The following is a 16,751-nucleotide window of genomic DNA, read 5'->3' on the forward strand; positions in this document are numbered from 1 at the left end:
GTCAGGCCTTCCCCGTTAGACGCGAGCGAAGCGCGATCGAGCCTGTCCGGAGCACCGCCGACCAGTCGCCGGCGATCGCCCGTTGGCGCAGCTCGCCGTCTTCCGTGTCGCCCAGGGTGGTCCCGGTGGCCAGCATGAACCGCTCCAGATCCTGCGCAAGCGCGGCGGCCAGGCCGGGATCGACCGACGCCTCGTCGATCAGCGGATCGAGTCCGTCCACCATCGCCTCGCCCGGCGAGGTGGCGTGGCTGACGGCCACCTTGACCTTCTCGATGAACAGGTCGGGCGAGATGCCCGCGGCAAGCGCGCGGACCTCGTCGCGGAGCGGCCCGGCCCGATCGTGGAGCACGCCGGCGTCGGCGGTCTCGCCGACGAGCGTCACCCGCGCCACCAGCGGCAGGCCGGCCGCATTGGCGCCATGCGCGCGATGGAGCTCCGCACGCACGAGGTCGGCGACCGCGTCGGCCGCGGCTCCGCCGCAGTCGACCTCGACGCGGGTCCAGCGCACGACGTCGAGCTCCACGCGCTCGAGCCCGGCCACCTCCCCATCCTCGACGGTCACGATCACCGCCCCCTTGGGGCCGGTCTCCCGGATCGTGCGGCCCTGCACGTTGCCGGGGAACACGACGTGGGGGTCCTCGCAGACCACCTCGAACTCGTGGACATGGCCGAGCGCCCAGTACTGGTAGCCCCGCGCCTGGAGATCCTCGAGGCTGCAGGGGGCGTAGTTCTCGTGCCCCCGGCGGCCGGCGAGCGCGGTGTGCAGCATGCCGATGTTGAACGCATGCGGTTCCGCCAACGGGTAGCCGAGCACCAAGTTCTCTGTGACGGCAGCGGTGGCGAAGCTCTGGCCGTGCACGGCGACCGAGAGCCCGGGCAGCCGGTGCGTTTCGGGGCGTCTGCTGTTGAACAGGCGCACGTTCGGCGGCCAGGGCACCGTGCGGGACACGACCGACGCGGCGTCGTGATTGCCGGCGAGGACGAAGGCGGGGATGCCGGCTTGGTTAAGCCGCCCCATGGCGCGCGCGAAGTAGAGGCCCGTCCCCATGTCCTTCCAGTCGCCGTCGAAGAGGTCGCCGGCGATCACGACGAAGTCGAGCGCCTCGTCGAGCGCCCGCTGCACCATGTTGTCGAACGCGGAGCGGGTGGCCGAGCGGATCTCGTCGACCGGAAGTCCCTCGTACCGGGAGAGTCCGTGCAGCGGACTGTCCAGATGGATATCCGCCGCGTGCAGGAATCGGAAGCTCTCTACCAACTATACCCCCTTCCCAGCGTTAAACGGGCCCCACAACGCACCCGAACCATTGGTGATCTTGTCGCTGGCCCGAGTTTCGATCAACCCCATGCAAAGGACAATCGAAGGATTCGAGCTCAAATCGAGGCGGCGCAATCGTTACGCAGAGCTGTTGCCAGCTGTAAGATATTCGACTAAAAATCTACCTAGCAGTAAGGCGTCGTGCTCATCTAAGCTAAGCAACCTTTCTCACACCCGCAAAGACCTATTAGCATTTTTCATGCTGTTTGCCTACGGGTCAAAGACCCCAGTTGCAGACGTCAATTACCCACCTCAGCGTGCATAAGTCCTGCCGCTCATTCGCCTTGTGTCGGAGCGGCGTCCACGTGTCACAATCGCTCGGTTGTGGCACCATGGTACCGATTACGTTTAAGCCGAGTAAAGGCCCGTTCACACCAAGGGCGAGCGGCTGGCCACAGCTAAAATGTACATGCTCAGCGGCTTGGTTCTCGCGCCCATACAGGCGGACTCGCGCCTTAGACTAGACTAGGCGAGTAAATACCCATTGACCCTCGATCTTCCATGACTTGGCGGCTCCGCGTCGGACCAGTCGGATAGCCGCGCGGTTCGCGTCCCAGACCAGTTCGTCGATGGCGTCCGCAAGCTGGACTGCGCTGCGAGCCTCCTCGACGTCCATCGCGGCCAGGACGAGCCCCTCGATCGTCGCGTCGTAGTCCGGCTCGAGATTGTCCCGTTCGAACCGGCCGCACCACAGGATGTGACCGCGCCAGACGATGAAGTGGCTCCCGCAGCCACCGTCCCGCCATACCGATGGGAAGAGCGTCAGCCCGCCGCGGCGCATGTCGAAGCGCCATGCCTTGCCCGCGCGCCCGTCGAGGTTCACGACGAGCGTCTCTCCGCAGCCGTCGGGACAGGCCATCACGATCGCCCGCGGCCTGCCCCGGAGGATCAGCGACGCGTCGCCCGGCTGGCCGAGGGTGGCTTCCGCCTGGTCCCGGTATTCGGCGTCGCCGACCATGCGCACCTTCCGCGCCGGCGGGCTCATCGCCCGCCTCCCTTGCCTGCGCTCGGTCGGACCGGCAGGCCCCACGTCGCGCCCTTCGCCAGAGCGCCCGCGTGGGAACACACGACGCAGTCCGGATGCGCCGCCACGGCCATCTCCCGAACCCTTCCGCGGATGCCGTCGTAGGTCTGATGTCGTGGCTTGATGGGCACCGGCGTCACCGCGCCGAGGACCATCGTCATCGCGAGCGAGCTCACCGTCGAGTTGATGGAGAGCACGGCGGGCTGCGGCTCCCGCACGCCATGGACATACGGGTCGGCCGCGCGCTGCTCCGGCGTCTGCATCTCGCGAAGGATCGCGTCGGCGTCGAGCGCGCCGCAGCAGGTCAGGCACGGGAGGCCGGGGGAGAGCATCTGCACCCGTCCGGTGACGTGGCTCACCGCCCCGTTCGCGACCGTGATGCTGACGCCCATGTCGATCACGGGCACCAAATGCTGGTAGGCGGCCTGGTTCACCACGGCGCGGCTGGCGTGCGAGTCCGTGCACAGGAGGATGAAGTCGAACGTCGCCAAGCGGGCGGCAACATGCTCGTCCACGATGTCCGCCTGCATCGGGATCACCGTGGCGGCCGGGTTGATGGCGCGGATCATGCGCGCGGAGACATCCACCTTGGGCCGGCCCACGTCCGATGGGATCGAGCCCACGAGGCGGTTGAGGTTCGTCTCTTCCACGAGATCGGGATCGATGACGGTGATCCACGAGGCGCCGAGATGGGCCAGCTGCTGGCATTCAAGCGATCCGGTGCCGCCAGCGCCGATCACCGCGAAGCGGAGTCGGCGGAGCAGGCGCTGCCCCGGTTCGCCGAAGGCGCGGACCTGGCGGTCGTCACGGCCGTGAGAGGCCCTGCCTGCGAGCGGCGAGTGGAGGACGAGCTTCTCGCCCACCTCCCACACCGGCACCTCCTCGTCGCCGCCAAGGATGCGGGCGCGCGCGCCCTCCGGGCCGATCACCAGTGCGACGTGGGGCACCGGCGCGCCGCGCCTGCCGAGATAGGACGCGAGTTCGGCCTCACCGTCGTTGTCGGTCTCGGAGAAGTGTGGGTTGCCGCGGCTGCCGGGATGGGTGTGGATCGCCACGACCGCCATGCCGGTGATCCGACTGCGATTGCCCACGTCAATCAGGAACCCGGGCTTGAGGACGGCCGAGACGCAGTCGCGACGTTCGTAGGCATCGTCCGGCACGGGAGCGGCGTCGGCGACGATCCACGACCCGCTCGCGGGATCATGATGGGCGTAGCCGATGGCGCAGCTCTCGAAACCGTCGGCGTCTAGCAGGCCGGAGGCCAGCGCCGAATAGGTCGGCGCCGCGAAGCGCAGGCCGCTCATCGGACTTGCCTCAGACGATCGATCACCACGTTCATCCACGTCGACAGGGTGTCGCGGTTCGGGCTCCAGGCGCTCGCGAGGTGCCACGAGAACCACATGCCCTGCTGCCTGGTCTCGGGGATGACGTTCAGCGCCGCGTTCTGCGGCGTGGCCCCGGGGGCGAGGAGGAGGTCGGGATCCGCCCAGAAGCAGTCGAGCTGCGCGAAGGGGTAGCCGGGCGGGACGAGGAAGCGAATGGTGGTCGAGGACCTCGACCACCCCTCCGGCAGGCGCACCCCGGGCACGGTGACGAGCGTGGTGCCGCTCGCCATCGTGCTGGCGTGCGCTTCACCGAAGCGCTCCCGCAGCTGCTCGAGCTGCATGCTGAGGATGCCCGACATCAGCCGAAGTTCGCCTTGGGGACCGACGAGAAGCGGCGAACGCCGTGCTTGGGGTCGAGGCTGACCGTCTCGTCGTCGCCGATGATGCGATCGGGATCATCGCCCGCGCCTTCGAGGGAAAGGTCGTGGGTCTGATCCCAGTCGGGCACCATCGCCTTGATCTGCGCGCCGGTGACCTTCTTCTTGTCGGTCTCGTAGGGCTTGCCGTTGACGAAGAAGGTGTAGGTGACCTTGTTCGGCGCCGTGATGAACTTCTCGACGCCGTCGCCGGCGAGATCGGCCGCGCTGCCCTGCTCGATCAGCTTGTCCTTGCCGCCGCGCACCTCGAGAAACACCGCCTCGTCGTCGCCGATGCCGGCGAGCGAGCGGAGCACAGCTTCCGGGATGGAGGGGCGGCCCCACACGATGCGGCTGTCGTTGAGCTTCACGCGGTAGAGCGGATCGGTGCTGAAGGCGACGAACCGGTGGGCGGCGCGGTCGCGCAGATCCACCTCCTCGTCGGCGCGGACGTCCTCGAAGTCGCCTTCGGGGGTGATGACGAACAGCGCGTGGCCGTCCACGTCCTTGATGCCACCCGCCTTCAGGATCTGGCGGCCGAGGGGCACGGGATCGTCGAGGACGATCGGCTGGTAGTTGAGGTCGTCGAGTGCGAAGGAGACGCGGTAGCGTCCGGGACACAGCGCGCGGCCCTCCTGAACGGCGCTCTCGACGTCGTCGATGTCGGGGTGGTCGATGATGGTCATGGTGTTGTTTTTTCCTCTTCGGACCTCGGCAGATCTGCGTCGGTCTCGAAGGGTCAATCCCGCCAGCTCGGGCCGACCGGTAATTCCGGTCAGAGATTTTTTTGCAGGTTCCCGTCGGCGAGGGGGCCGCAGGTGAAGAAGGCGGGGCAGAAGGGACAGGTGCGGTCGGACCGCTCGGGTTCGAACCGGCCCGAGGCGATCGACTCCAGCGTCTCCGTCAGCTTGCCCAGGTTCCTGCCTAGTGCCTTGCCGTCGAAGGCAAGCGCGATGGTCGGCTCGTCATCGCCGAGGTGGATGATCTCCACGACGCAGCCGGGCAGCGACGCCGCGGCGGCCATCTGAAAGGCCGCGTCGGCGAGCGCCTTGCCGGTGGAGGACGACTTGTGCCCGGTCCTGATGACGCGGGCCACGTGACGACCGCCTGCGGTGACGACGTCGTCGGCGACCGCGGTCACCTCGTCGCCCCCGATCGTCGCCACCAGCGGCCCCGTGTCGGCGCGGGCCCCTCCCGCGCGGATCGTCACGAAGCGTCGGAGGAGGAGCGTGGCGACCTCCCGATGGAGGCGATACTCCTCGGTGGCGAGGGGACCCTCGGACCAGCGCAGTTCGAGCAGCGCCTCCATGTCGGCCATCGAGGATGCGGAGGGATCGGTGGCCGCGAGCTCCTTCACTACGCCTCGCACCAGGTCGTGCATCCTCGTCATCGTGGTCGGCGTGCGCCGCCCGCCTACGTCGAGGACGTGCGTGTAGAGAAAGCGGCGGGGGCAGCGGGAGTAGAGGTCCAGCTGCGCGGTGGTGATGCACACCGGCGGCCCGATGCGGATCGGAAGCGGCAGGGTCTCGGGATCGGCTGCACGTTCCGCATGCGCGATCGCCGGGCGTGCGTTCGTCACCCCCAAGTCGGGCGATGAAGGGGGAGGCGTCGCGCCGGGCCCCCTTCGCCGTCCTGGTGGCCGAATACAGCAGCAGCCGGTCGCGCGCGCGGGATGCGGCGACGTAGAGCAGGCATTCCTGTTCGAGCGCGTGGTCCGCGGCGGCGAGGGCGACGGTGCCGCCCTGTCCTCCCTCGATCATCCCGTCCGGGACCGGGCAGGCGGGTTTGCGCGCCGTGCTCGGCATCGCGTTCTTGTTGAGGCCCATGACGTGCACTGCGGGGAACTCGAGCCCCTTGCTGCCGTGGATCGTCATCAGCCGCACGGCGTCGATGCCCTGCGCCGCCGCAGGAAGCTGACGGAGGTCTCGCTCGTCGGCGAGCTGGACGAGGCGCCTGATCCCGTCGAGCGTGCGCTGGATCGGGAGGCCGGGTCCCGATCGCTCCGCGCGCAGGAAGCCCATCAGCTGCCAGATCGCCACTCCCATGGCGCGACTCGAGACGTCATCCGCCGAGGCGAGCAGCGCTGCCGTCCGCGTCCGGTCTAGCAGGAGGTGGGCGATCACCGTCCACGGCCTCGCGTCGATGCCGAAGCCGGCCAGCATCCCGGCGGTCCGATCGAGCGCGTCGGCGTCGCTCTGGTCCAGGTGCGGCGCCCTGGTCGTCGTGGATGTCCACTCCATTGGCGCCGCGTCGGTGGCGCGCAGGTGCTCGACGACGGCCGATGCGCCGGCGAGGCTCAGGCCGGTCGCGAGCCCTTCAAGCGAAGGTTTCCGAACGAGGCCCATCGCGCGTCGGTCGACCAGCAGTGAAAGGACGGACAGGAGATCCTTCACCTCGGGGCGCTCGAACAGGTTGCCAAGATAGAGCACCGGGATGCCGCGCCGCTCCAGCTCGCGGCCGACGCGGGTGAGCCGGTCGTTCCCCGGGCAGAGCACCGCCTGATCGCGGAACGGCACCTGCGGCGAGCCGCGGAGGATCTCGTCGGCGAGCGCGTCGGCCTCGTCATCGTTGTCGCCGAAGGTGACGTGCTCGGGTCCGATCCCGATGGACGCGCGGAAGGCGTCGAGCGACGCGTCACCGGTGCCTGCCTGCATGCTCCCGCCGAACCTGGAGAATGCGCCGACGATCTCTGGCGTCGAGCGGTAGTTGACGAGCAGTCGGCCGCCCGATGCGCCCGGGAAGTCGTGGGTCGCGAACCGGGACATGTTGAAGGACGAGGCGCCGCGAAACCTGTAGATCGCCTGCCGCGCGTCTCCCACGGCCCAGAGGTTCCTGCCGGCGTCGGTCAGCCTCTGGAGCAGCCGCACGCTGCTGCGGTTCACGTCCTGATACTCGTCGACGAGGATGTGCGAGTAGGTGGCGCGCAGCGCGGCCGCCGCCTGTGGGTCGCCGTCGAGCAGCTTGACCGGCAGCGAAACGAGGTCGCCGAAATCCACGGCGCAGGCCGCCTGCTTCAACTCCTCGTACCTCCTGTAGACGAGCGCGACCTCGGCGCACCGCTCTCCCGCCTCGCGGGCGTCGGCGTCGACGGCGTTGTCCACCATCTGCTGAGCGAGTGACGCGAAGCGCTCGGCGTCGGCGACCTCGTCCTTCGCCCGCGACATCGCGCCGAGCATGTCCTTGAGCGGCCGCGCCGGATCCATAAAGTCGCGGTGGTGCAGAAGGTTCAGGGCCAGGTATTCACGCTCCATGATGGCGATCGCCTCGCTGCGATCCATCATGCGCGGCTCCTTGGCGAAGCCCAGCTGGCGATGGTGGCGCCGCACGATGTCCAGGCCGAACGCATGGAAGGTGCCGATCCACATCGCCGGCGCGGCGTCGGGGCGGAGCGCCGCGATGCGGTCTGAAAGCTCGCCTGCGGCTTTGTTCGAGAAGGTGAGCACCAGGATCGTGCGGGGATCGACACCGTCATCGACCAGCCCGGCGACGCGCCCGACGAGCGTCTGCGTCTTGCCGGTCCCCGGTCCCGCCTCGAGTAGGTAGGGCGCGCCGCGATGTCGAGCGGCTTCGGCCTGTTCCGGGTTGAGGGGCTTGGGTGGGGACGCTGGCTGCTGTGGAGGGGCGGCTTCGATCTCGGGGAGCAGCAGGGCGTCGAGGAGCTGCATCGCGACGACGTCGAAGGGGGCGCCGAGCCGGTCGGCGATCTGGCTGGCGGTCATGCCGCCGAGATGCAGGGATCGCGCACGAGCGCGGGGAAGGATCAGCTCGCGGCCGAAGAGATCCATCTGGACCTCGCGGCGCTGCCGCCGGCTATAGTCGACAACCCTGTCCTCACCGACAGGCGCTGCCTCGGCCGGACGGGCGGGATCAACCTCCAGGGCGATGTGCGCCGTCCGGTCATCGCCAAGGGTGGCGTGTCCGAGCTCGTGGCCGATCAGGAACGCTCTTGCGAATGCGTCGCCCGCGTCCTTGTGTCGGATTGCCCGGTCGCTCGGATCGAAGTGCGCGTGGCCGCCGGCCAGGATGGGACTTCCCGCCTCGACCGGCTCGACGTCGAGACCTTTGTCGGCGGCGACGGCCATTACGATGTCGATCGGATCCCACGGGTCCGCGCCGCCGGCGATGACTGCATCGTGCAGGGCCGCAGCGCGCTGACGCGCGATCTCGACGGCGTCCACCGCTCAGTCCCGCGGGTTCAGCAGCTGCTTGCGCCTGTCCTCCGGGACCCTGCACTGCTCGAGCAGTGCCTTGAAGGTCACCTTGTTCCCGTCCGCGCCCGGCGCGTCGTCGGACTTGTAGCTGAGGCCCGGCGTCAGCCTCGGCGGTCCCGCCAGGAAGGCGCTTAGCTCGTCGACCCCGGTGCGCAAGCCGCGGGCCAAGTCCGCGAGGAAACCGACCGGGACGCTGGCGAAGTCGACCGACCGGGAGCGGAAGCCCTGGATCACGCCACTGGGGACGTCGAGCGAGCGCCTGAGCGTGACGAGTTCGCCGGACGAGAGCGTGGCGAACGGATCGGCTACCTGCGCCGCCATGCGTGCCGGTGCCGCGGCATGGAAGTCGGCCAGCGACGCCTCGACCCAGGCCTCGTCGACGGGCGCCGAGATGTCGGCGGTCGTGCGCTGGAGCCGCAGCTCCATCGACAGATCGATGAGGTCCTCGGCGAGTTCGGGGTGGAGGCGCAGGTATCGTTCTAGCGTGCCCCGGTCGTGCTCCGGCTCCACGGCGAAGGCCATCAGGACCTCCTCGGCGTCATGGTGAGCCTGGTCAGTCATTCCGGCTTCCGATCCCCAGCTGCTCCCGTATGGTCGCGATGGCGGCGTCGCGTCTGTTGCGCACGGTCTTCTCCGATCTCACGCCGAGGATCTTGCGTATCGTGAGGACGTCGTCGTCGATTGAGTCGATGGGCATGTCCTGGAGGAGCATCTCGATAACTCTGCGTTGCTTGTCTGGTAGCGTCCTGATCGCTTTGGCGACCTTGGACCGGTAATTTGGGTCATCTGATAGCAGCTCCTGTTTGACGTCGAGGCTGCCGACCGCCTTCTCCACCGCGATGGATGGTTCGCCGCTTTCCTCGTCGTCGATGGCGTCCCTTCTCGCCATCTGCCGTCGCGCCCGGCTCATGGAGGTCTTGCGCAACGCCGCGACCGCGCCCGAAAACATGACTTCAAAGTAGTCGAGCGCGGATCCAGGAGCCGCACGGTCCTCGATCAGCCTAGCCTTAAAGATGTCGCGCACGCTATCCCGCGCATCCGCCCCGTAGACGTTCTCGGGACCGCCGGCCCGCTCGCCCTCAATGCGGGGAAGAGCGGACGCCAAACGCCGCATGAGTTCTCGGTAGAGTTTGTTGAAGTACCGCTCATCGTTGTCGTTCCGCGCGGCACGGATCAGGTAGACAAGGCACTCTGACTGCACATAGTTCGGTGAGGTCGGGTGTCGCACCTTCAGCCTCTCCAGCATCTCGTCGCGCGACAGGTTAACCAGCGATGCCAGCGCGGTCTCAACCTCCACACGTCGAGTGTAGGGAGTGCCATCCTGCTTCTTCTTGGTGAGCGCCTCAACCTGCCGTTTCTGCAAAATTTTCCTCTGAGTTTTTTGCCTTTTGGCGTTTTACTTCTTTAGATACATAAGTGGCAGAACTGACCAACTATTTCCACTCAAATTTGTCGAGCCGATTTGTAAAGCGAGCGGGTCCTGGACCAAGCGCCGTTATCGGGGAGGCCCGGGTTTGTACCTTTTGTTAGAGCATTGGTACATTGGCTCTTACCGTCACAACCGGACGTGGCTGTTGAAAAATTTCGGCGGACGCAGGATCCTTCGTTAATGAGAGAGTATGGGACACTCATGCTTGGCGTTCGCGAAACTCCTAATTTAGCGGCGATGACATCTGACCGCGTTTAAAGCTATTCCCCCTTAGATGGGAATCTAAGGCAGCCGAGGTTGCCATCCGACTGCACAGTAACAATCCCTTTTACAGGAAGGTCGCCCCATCGATTTTCTGGCACCAGAACGATCGGTATGTGAACGCCGTACAGGTCCGCAGTAACCAAGCTGCCAATGGTTAGGATGGGGTCAGCCTGTCCCAGTATGATCGCAACGGGGGCTACTTTGCGCCGGGCGGCTTCGGCCAATGCACTAGACGATGAGGAGGAACCCCGCGCAGCCGGCATGGCCAGCACCTTGCCAGCAAGCGATAGGCCATAATCAGGGTGATTGACGTCGCAGATCATGCCGTCTTCCAGACTAAGCCCACCCCATAGGCTTAGCGGAGCAGACAGAGGCGCAATCTGGCCGCTCGCAGTGCCTGAACAAAGGGCCTTCAGCGCTTCTATTTTCATAGGTCCACCACCCGACCTGCCTCAGCCGATCGCACGCATTGCTCCAAGCTCATCAGCCCAACCCGCCGGCCGAGATTACCCGGGCCGTAATGCGCCCATTTTCCCGAATTCGTAACGATCGCGCCCGTCGTTTCCCGCACCACAGGCGCCAGATAGGTGCAGGTGTCGACGACGAGGCGTACGCCAAAGGCGCCGATCGCATGAAATTCTGTGGCCTGCTCGACATGCCCGGCGATCTCGCGAGAGGTGGAGACATAGACCTCCACTCCACCCGCCGCACGTCGGCCGTCAACTAGACGAGCAAGCCGTCTGAATTCAGCAAGAGAGAAGTGCGGGGTGCCAAGGCAGACCGCTGCGATCTTCTCACCGGGCTTTACCGGGCACAGCACCTGTACAGCCTCACGTAGATGCTTTCCGGTAAATCTCATTTCCGGCAGCTCGCGAGGACCACCCGTCGCCGCTGCCAGGGTCGACGCCTCGGGCGTAAGCCCGATGGCGTGGAACAGCGCGATAGCGCCCGCTGATGCGGCACTGGCGCCCAGTGCCTTGAACTCATCCTCGTTCGTATCGGACGGCAGACCTATGATGGCTGGCACCCTTCCGGCCGAGCCTAACCCCAGGACGTATCCGACTGCGGCAAAGTAGAGGTCGCGTGCGAGATCGCTCTCCCCAATCGAGGGTACCTCAACGATCAGCGTTGCCCGCCTATTCTCGGTCAGGTGCAAGCCGGCAGCCGGAACGCGCCCGGTCAGCGCGGCACACAGATCGGTGAAGTCGCCATAGCGGTCGGTCCGTGCGCCAAGAACCGAGTTAGCGAAGACGATCGCGTTGGATTCGGCCCAAGCGATGTGTTCGCCGACGCCTGGCCGCAGCATTCGTTGATAAGGCGCACAAGTCAGTGTGGGTAGGCATCCCAGCGCCTCGTGCAACTCCGTCAGCTGCGTCTGCTCTGATATCAGGTCCACGGGGCCCTGGTGCCATCCAGGATGAACGACGTCTACCGCCGCAACGTTAAGTGTCGTCGGCACACGCACCTGTCCGCCAAGGTCGACGAAGCGGCGCGCGAAATCGATGCTGGATGGGCCATGATAGAGGCATCCGTCGATATGGGCAGACTGGATCGAGAGGAAGCGTTCGGCTGCGAACGCCTCGCCATATTGCATGAGTAGCCGCATGGCGTGGGCCGCTGCGGCGCCATGCTCGCCTGCCAGCAGCGCGGTGTCGATGGGATCAAGTTGCATCACAGGCGGACGATCGTTGAAAACGCGGGACGAGGTTTGTAGCTCGAACGATGGCTGCACTTGTCTTCTGCGGCCGGCCTCTTGCTCGAATTTCGGCCCGCACTGTTGTTCGAGCGGCTAGGGCCGGGCTCCTGTGACCTGGCCGATCCGGTCGGCAATTCCATGCGATCGCGCAATGCCATCGATGGTGAGAGACCTCGCGTCATACGCGCGTGACCAAACCAGCCTGGACACTCGGCGGATTTGGATCGAGCAACTTGCGTAGGCCAAAAGTCAGCCCTGGCCCGAGTATCGTGTGGTGCGTGGTATCCTCCAGAACACCGGTGAAGATCCGGTCAGACTGTTTGGCCTCCGACACCGCTTCGCCCAGGAATTGAACATTGCGGGTCATGTGGAGCTCGCTTGGACTGATCGCCTCCTCTCGATCGCCCGCCAACGTCACCACGCGCGGAAAAGGCGAAGCGGCCTTCAGCGCCGCACGCCATTGCCGCAGCAACAGATGGTCGTCGAACCACAGCGACGGGCTAAGCGCCAGCACATTTGAAAATAGCGTCGGCTTCTTCAGTGCGGTTTCCAGCGCAAAGAGGCCTCCGAGCGAGTGTCCAACAAGCGTGGACTGCGCGACATCGACAGTGAATGTGCGCTCGATCATCGGCTTTACGACCGATCCGATGAAATGCCGGAATGGAACAGAGCCCCCATAGCGAACGCCCTTGATTGGCCCATTGGCGTTTGGCGTGAGGTCATAGCGCCGGCGCGACGACTTATCCGCTGCAGCCGGATCAGCGTAACCCAGCCCAATTACCAAGCAGGGTGGTACCGATCCGCCCCACTGCATCGTTCGCACCAGACCTGCGACGACCGCAAAATTGTCCCATCCGTCCAGTACGTAGATCGGCACAGGTTTGCGGCCGCGGATCATCAGCGGCAGCTCTTCCTCCACTGGATGGGGATGCGCGATCTGAATGGTGAGCGCCTGTCCGTCTGGCATGGTAAGCAGGCGCTGCTCGCTATCGTTGAGGACGGCAGGTGCCGGGGCGGGAGCAGCTAAATGTGAACCACGCAGAGCGGTTGCCTGCACGCCTGTGGACGCAAGTGCGGCGGAGCTGCCCAGCAACACTCCGCGTCGTGAGAAGTCGGTCAACGCGGGTCTCCTGCGATGATATTCGTGTTTGTCGAAGGTGTCGGCGCCGTATGGCCGGAGGACGCGCGCGCGCGCGCGGCGGAGCGCAGCATCAATACTGCAGCATAGGCGACGACCGCGACTACCCCCCAGCGTAGCGCACCAAGCGGCAGCGACTTGATGAGAAAGGCGGCCAGCAGCACCGCTGGCGCCCCACCGATCGCCATGCCCGCCACCAACCCCATATTTAGTGGTCGCGTGCGGACGATAGCTGTGCCGCTTGCGACAAAAATTAGCGCGGCGGACCCCATCATAATCGGAAAAGCAGCGCGCGGATCCATGCCAAGCAGGCTGACCAAGATCAGCGTAGGCGCAAAGCTGCCGATGCCAAGGTTGGTGAGTATGCCGAGCATAAAAGACGCGGTGGCGAGGAGCAAGAAACCGCTTGGCGGTAGCGACGATGCGGTGCCGCCACCCGGGAAGATGCTCAGATTGGCAAGGCTATAGAGCACCGCCGCAATCAGCAGTCCTACACCGATGGTTGTTTGTATGGCACGTACCGGCAGCTGTGGCGCCAGTGCGACACCGAGAACCGCGCCAAGACCAGACGCGGCGATGCAACTCGCGAGCAGCATTGGATCAACCGCCACAGAGGTGATGTAGACGAAAGCCTCTGTGACAGTTGCGATCGTATAGCCAACGATCATGGTAGAAGGAATCAGTACGTCGGGCGTGAGCCGACGTATCTTGAGATATGCGGTGGATGGTGCGAAAGAGCCTATACCGAGTGCATCAAAGAAATTGGCGACAGCGCTTAGCAGTATGCCCTCCAGCCGCGGTGAAACTGGATCCCGCCACCAGCGCAGCGCGAGCGCTACGACAAAGACAAGCGTGGCCAATCCAAGCACGGTGAGCAGCACTGCTAGGTACGGCATGGCGTCCCCCGCACGACATCGGAAAGAGCTAAATTTCTGCTCGGGTTCGCTGGGCCTGGATGCCGACCTTTACCAGCCACATCGCTCTCCGGCGTTTTGCTGATCCAGCCAATGCTCTAACGGCCGGTAATAGGCGATCATCGCGCGAGGATCGGCATCCGATTGCCCGGTAAATAGCTTCAATGCTTCGGCATTGGACCGTGAACCGCCGAGTGCAAGCATGGCCTTCAACCGCGTGCCTACTGCCTTGCTGCCGAAGATGGAACACCGGTGAAGCGGTCCCTTCCAGCGGGCGATGCGGCAAGCGGCTTCCTGAAATTGGTACTGGTAGAGGCGCGCCTTGAGGTAGCTTATGTAAGGGACATTCTCTGGAACGTGATATTTAGCGCCAGCATCAAAGCCGTTATCGGGACGGGGGGTTGGGGGCGCCATTCCCTGATACTCGCCCACCAGCTCCCACCAGCTACGGTTGTAGTCGTCAGGTTTGATTGTGCCAGCAAACACGTTCCAGCGCCACTTGTCGAGCGCGGTGGCAAAGGCGAGCAGCGGGACTTTGTCCAACGCACCTTGAAGGAGCTGATCAATATCATCGCCGCCCGAAGCATCGGGGGGGAGCACGCCAATTTTACGATAATTCGTTGGTGTGGTCGCTGACAGCGCAATGAAATCGCCAATTCCCTCGTGAAATCCTTCGTCGGCGCCCCGGCGGAACAGGAATGGCTGGTCGGCGTAGCTTAGGTAATAAAAGTCATGTCCAAGCTCGTGGTAAACGATACGAAATTGAGAACGATTGACGAGCAGGCACATTTTCAACCGAACATCGCGACTGGTATTGATCGTCCAGGCCGATGGATTGCAATCTACGGACCGGTCGGCTGGCTTTACGAACTGCGATGTTGTCCAGAAACTTTGCGGCAGTGGATCAAAACCAAGCGAGGTGTAAAATGCCTCTGCCGTACGAACCATGCGGAGGGGATCATAGCCGGCAGCCTGCAGATAGTGATCAATGTCTGGTCGCGCTGCGGCATCGGGCTGGAGCACATCCAAGATGTTGATCCAGCTTTGTCCCCACATATTGCCCAACAGGTCAGCGCGGATGGGACCGGTCCGGGGCTGCACTGTTGTCCCGTAGCGTAGCGAAAGCCGCTTCCGCGTGAAGCAGTGCAATGCCTGATAGAGCGGGCGCAGCGCTGCCCAGGCGCTATCTACATCCTGTGCTACCTGCGCAGGGGGGCGATCATATCCTGACCGCCACAACTCCCCCATGTCCGCAAAGCCGAGGCTACGTGCTCCCTTCGCCGACAGGCGAACCATGTCGACATAGGCCGGCTTCATCCGCGTGGCCGTGCTACGCCAACCTTCCCACAGCTTCCGAGCCTCGGCAGGGTCGCGGGTCTTCGCCAACAGCACTTCGGCCTCGGCAAGCGAAGTCGGCTTCCCGTTGAAGAGGAACGAGCCGGTCGCGAACTGGCTGCTCAGTTGCGTCTGGTCGGCAGCGAGCTGCGCGGCCTCCTGATGGTCGGTTGGCGGTGGAACGATGGTGGCGATCCGCAGCAGTGCAAGCTTGCGGCGCGAAACCGGATCGACGTGGGTGGGATCGTAGGCAGTCGCCTGGCGGGCAAGATCAAGGCTGAGTGCATTCAGCCGCATGCGTGCTTCACTGCTGATCTTGTCGGTGTCCGGCGTGATATAGGTGGTGTTTACCCAGTCAGCCCGATTAGCCTCGGCCGTCGCCGTTTCCAGCGCGGCTTCCGCCTTGGCTAAAAATATGTCTACCCGTACCGGGGCCGGTGCTGCGGCCAGTACCGGCGGTTTTCCACCTGGCATTGGAGATGCGAGCGTAGGCAAGCCGTCTGACCGTTCGCTCGCGGGTCGGGAGACCTTCTGCGCGGTTGCGACGTCATATCCTGCACCGGTGAGGATTGAACCAAGGACGATCATCGGCGCGATGCCAAACACCGAGCGAGACAACCGCGTCTTTCCGGTTGGATCGATGCTTGTCTTTGAAGCCAGGTTCATGTGCGCGCGCCAATCGCATTGTCACGCAAGCTAAAGACCTCTGCCCGTCGCCGCTGCCAGACGGTGATCGCAGTCGCCAAGTCAGCACGAGCGGTGCCAACCGATTTAAAGATCGTGATCTCGCTTTCTGTACATCTGCCTGTCGTGAGAGAGGCGAGACTTGCCAGATCACCTCGGATCGACGCCGGCGTTATGGCTCCCGTCTGAAGCGGATCGATCAAATCTCCAGCTTCGTGAAGAGCAGCTTGGTCGTCGACGTATACAGGACCTGACGCAATGCCCTCATCGTCCAATTCTCGCATGTCTGGGCGGTAGCCACCGATCAAATCTACATGCGTTCCTGGTCGGAGCCACCGGCCCTGGATGAGCGGCTGGGTAGCTCTGGTAGCCGCCACAACGATGTCAGCGGCTTGCACCGCAAGTTGAAGGTCGCAGCAGACGTCGATGTCGATGTCGATCAGGCGATGGCGCAAGCGCTGCGCCGCAAGATGCGCCTTCGCGGTATCTCTTGCCCAAAGTGTGATACGTTTCAGCTGGCGCGCTTCGGCGTGAGCCGCGGCGATGTATGTGCAAAGGTGTCCTGCGCCCAGTATTGCTAGGTGGGAGGCATCCTGCCGAGCCAGCCTGGCCGCCGCTAGCGCCGAGACCGCAGCAGTTCGCCAACCTGTAAGCTCGCCCGCATCCATGGTGGCGAGCACTTCGCCCGTTCGAAAATCAGCAAGCGTGAACAGTCCAGAAATAACTGGTCGTTCGGTGCCCGCGTTCCCCGGGTTAACCGTCAGCATTTTAATGCCGGCATAACCGTCAGATACCACCGGCATCACGAGGAGTTCAGTTCCGCCCGTCCAGTCAAGGCGTTGCCGCAGAGGTGCATGACTCTGCCCCAGGAAGAAGTCTGACAAGCTCTCCAGAAGCCTTGCCCCAGCGAGAACGCGCGCGACGTCCGCCGCCGCCAGGTGTAAAATCCCATGGTTTGTGGGCGCGTTCGCACGGAACGACATTCTGTTTCCTTTTTCCC

General features: G+C 64.6%; 14 protein-coding genes and 1 pseudogene. All 15 read right to left on the bottom strand.

Going from position 1 to position 16,751, the window contains the following annotated elements:
- Nucleotide 1: 1 nt before the first annotated feature.
- A complete protein-coding gene (locus HD841_RS14050) occupies nt 2–1,255 on the bottom strand; it encodes a metallophosphoesterase family protein (protein ID WP_257015580.1) in 1,254 nt (417 codons plus the stop codon).
- 520 nt (nt 1,256–1,775) lie between these two features.
- Nucleotides 1,776–2,300, bottom strand: coding sequence for a DUF6527 family protein (locus HD841_RS14055; protein WP_179509523.1), 525 nt, complete (start codon nt 2,298–2,300; stop codon nt 1,776–1,778).
- Nucleotides 2,297–3,643, bottom strand: coding sequence for a HesA/MoeB/ThiF family protein (locus tag HD841_RS14060; RefSeq protein WP_179509524.1), 1,347 nt, complete (start codon nt 3,641–3,643; stop codon nt 2,297–2,299). Before HD841_RS14060 ends, HD841_RS14055 begins: the two co-directional genes overlap by 4 nt.
- Complete coding sequence (locus HD841_RS14065; protein WP_179509525.1) at nt 3,640–4,023, bottom strand: E2/UBC family protein; 384 nt, start codon at nt 4,021–4,023, stop codon at nt 3,640–3,642. The genes HD841_RS14060 and HD841_RS14065 overlap by 4 nt, the downstream gene beginning before the upstream one ends.
- Complete coding sequence (locus HD841_RS14070; protein WP_179509526.1) at nt 4,023–4,766, bottom strand: multiubiquitin domain-containing protein; 744 nt, start codon at nt 4,764–4,766, stop codon at nt 4,023–4,025. Before HD841_RS14070 ends, HD841_RS14065 begins: the two co-directional genes overlap by 1 nt.
- Before the next feature lie 89 nt (nt 4,767–4,855).
- Entirely contained in the window at nt 4,856–5,659 is an 804-nt protein-coding gene (locus HD841_RS20775; RefSeq protein ID WP_373563041.1) for a PD-(D/E)XK nuclease family protein, read from the bottom strand.
- A 124-nt stretch (nt 5,660–5,783) separates the two neighbouring features.
- Nucleotides 5,784–8,162, bottom strand: a pseudogene (locus tag HD841_RS14075) (UvrD-helicase domain-containing protein); the annotation flags it as partial.
- Between the two features lie 99 nt (nt 8,163–8,261).
- Complete coding sequence (locus tag HD841_RS14080; RefSeq protein ID WP_179509527.1) at nt 8,262–8,852, bottom strand: hypothetical protein; 591 nt, start codon at nt 8,850–8,852, stop codon at nt 8,262–8,264.
- Nucleotides 8,845–9,654, bottom strand: coding sequence for an RNA polymerase sigma factor (locus HD841_RS14085; RefSeq protein WP_179509528.1), 810 nt, complete (start codon nt 9,652–9,654; stop codon nt 8,845–8,847). The genes HD841_RS14080 and HD841_RS14085 overlap by 8 nt, the downstream gene beginning before the upstream one ends.
- Before the next feature lie 326 nt (nt 9,655–9,980).
- Nucleotides 9,981–10,415 carry an aconitase X swivel domain-containing protein gene (locus tag HD841_RS21015; RefSeq protein ID WP_179509529.1) on the bottom strand — a complete coding sequence of 145 codons (435 nt, stop codon included), beginning with the start codon at nt 10,413–10,415 and terminating at the stop codon, nt 9,981–9,983.
- On the bottom strand, nt 10,412–11,716 hold the full coding sequence (locus HD841_RS14095; protein ID WP_218845568.1) for an aconitase X: 1,305 nt from the start codon (nt 11,714–11,716) through the stop codon (nt 10,412–10,414). Before HD841_RS14095 ends, HD841_RS21015 begins: the two co-directional genes overlap by 4 nt.
- A 142-nt stretch (nt 11,717–11,858) precedes the next feature.
- Entirely contained in the window at nt 11,859–12,800 is a 942-nt protein-coding gene (locus HD841_RS14100) for an alpha/beta hydrolase (RefSeq protein ID WP_179509530.1), read from the bottom strand.
- Complete coding sequence (locus tag HD841_RS14105; RefSeq protein ID WP_179509531.1) at nt 12,797–13,714, bottom strand: sulfite exporter TauE/SafE family protein; 918 nt, start codon at nt 13,712–13,714, stop codon at nt 12,797–12,799. The genes HD841_RS14100 and HD841_RS14105 overlap by 4 nt, the downstream gene beginning before the upstream one ends.
- Before the next feature lie 69 nt (nt 13,715–13,783).
- Nucleotides 13,784–15,733, bottom strand: coding sequence for a M2 family metallopeptidase (locus tag HD841_RS14110; protein WP_179509532.1), 1,950 nt, complete (start codon nt 15,731–15,733; stop codon nt 13,784–13,786).
- Nucleotides 15,730–16,734, bottom strand: coding sequence for an ornithine cyclodeaminase family protein (locus HD841_RS14115; RefSeq protein ID WP_179509533.1), 1,005 nt, complete (start codon nt 16,732–16,734; stop codon nt 15,730–15,732). Before HD841_RS14115 ends, HD841_RS14110 begins: the two co-directional genes overlap by 4 nt.
- Nucleotides 16,735–16,751: the final 17 nt, after the last annotated feature.

It is taken from the genome of Sphingomonas melonis (assembly GCF_013409985.1).
In the GTDB taxonomy this organism is placed as follows: domain Bacteria; phylum Pseudomonadota; class Alphaproteobacteria; order Sphingomonadales; family Sphingomonadaceae; genus Sphingomonas; species Sphingomonas melonis_A.

What these genes read in the sequence shown, in the direction of transcription:
- HD841_RS14055 (WP_179509523.1), bottom strand. Translation starts at nt 2,300, where the DNA reads ATGAGCCCGCCGGCGCGGAAGGTGCGCATGGTCGGCGACGCCGAATAC.
- HD841_RS14060 (WP_179509524.1), bottom strand. Translation starts at nt 3,643, where the DNA reads ATGAGCGGCCTGCGCTTCGCGGCGCCGACCTATTCGGCGCTGGCCTCC.
- HD841_RS14065 (WP_179509525.1), bottom strand. Translation starts at nt 4,023, where the DNA reads ATGTCGGGCATCCTCAGCATGCAGCTCGAGCAGCTGCGGGAGCGCTTC.
- HD841_RS14070 (WP_179509526.1), bottom strand. Translation starts at nt 4,766, where the DNA reads ATGACCATCATCGACCACCCCGACATCGACGACGTCGAGAGCGCCGTT.
- HD841_RS14080 (WP_179509527.1), bottom strand. Translation starts at nt 8,852, where the DNA reads ATGACTGACCAGGCTCACCATGACGCCGAGGAGGTCCTGATGGCCTTC.
- HD841_RS21015 (WP_179509529.1), bottom strand. Translation starts at nt 10,415, where the DNA reads ATGAAAATAGAAGCGCTGAAGGCCCTTTGTTCAGGCACTGCGAGCGGC.
- HD841_RS14105 (WP_179509531.1), bottom strand. Translation starts at nt 13,714, where the DNA reads ATGCCGTACCTAGCAGTGCTGCTCACCGTGCTTGGATTGGCCACGCTT.
- HD841_RS14110 (WP_179509532.1), bottom strand. Translation starts at nt 15,733, where the DNA reads ATGAACCTGGCTTCAAAGACAAGCATCGATCCAACCGGAAAGACGCGG.
- HD841_RS14115 (WP_179509533.1), bottom strand. Translation starts at nt 16,734, where the DNA reads ATGTCGTTCCGTGCGAACGCGCCCACAAACCATGGGATTTTACACCTG.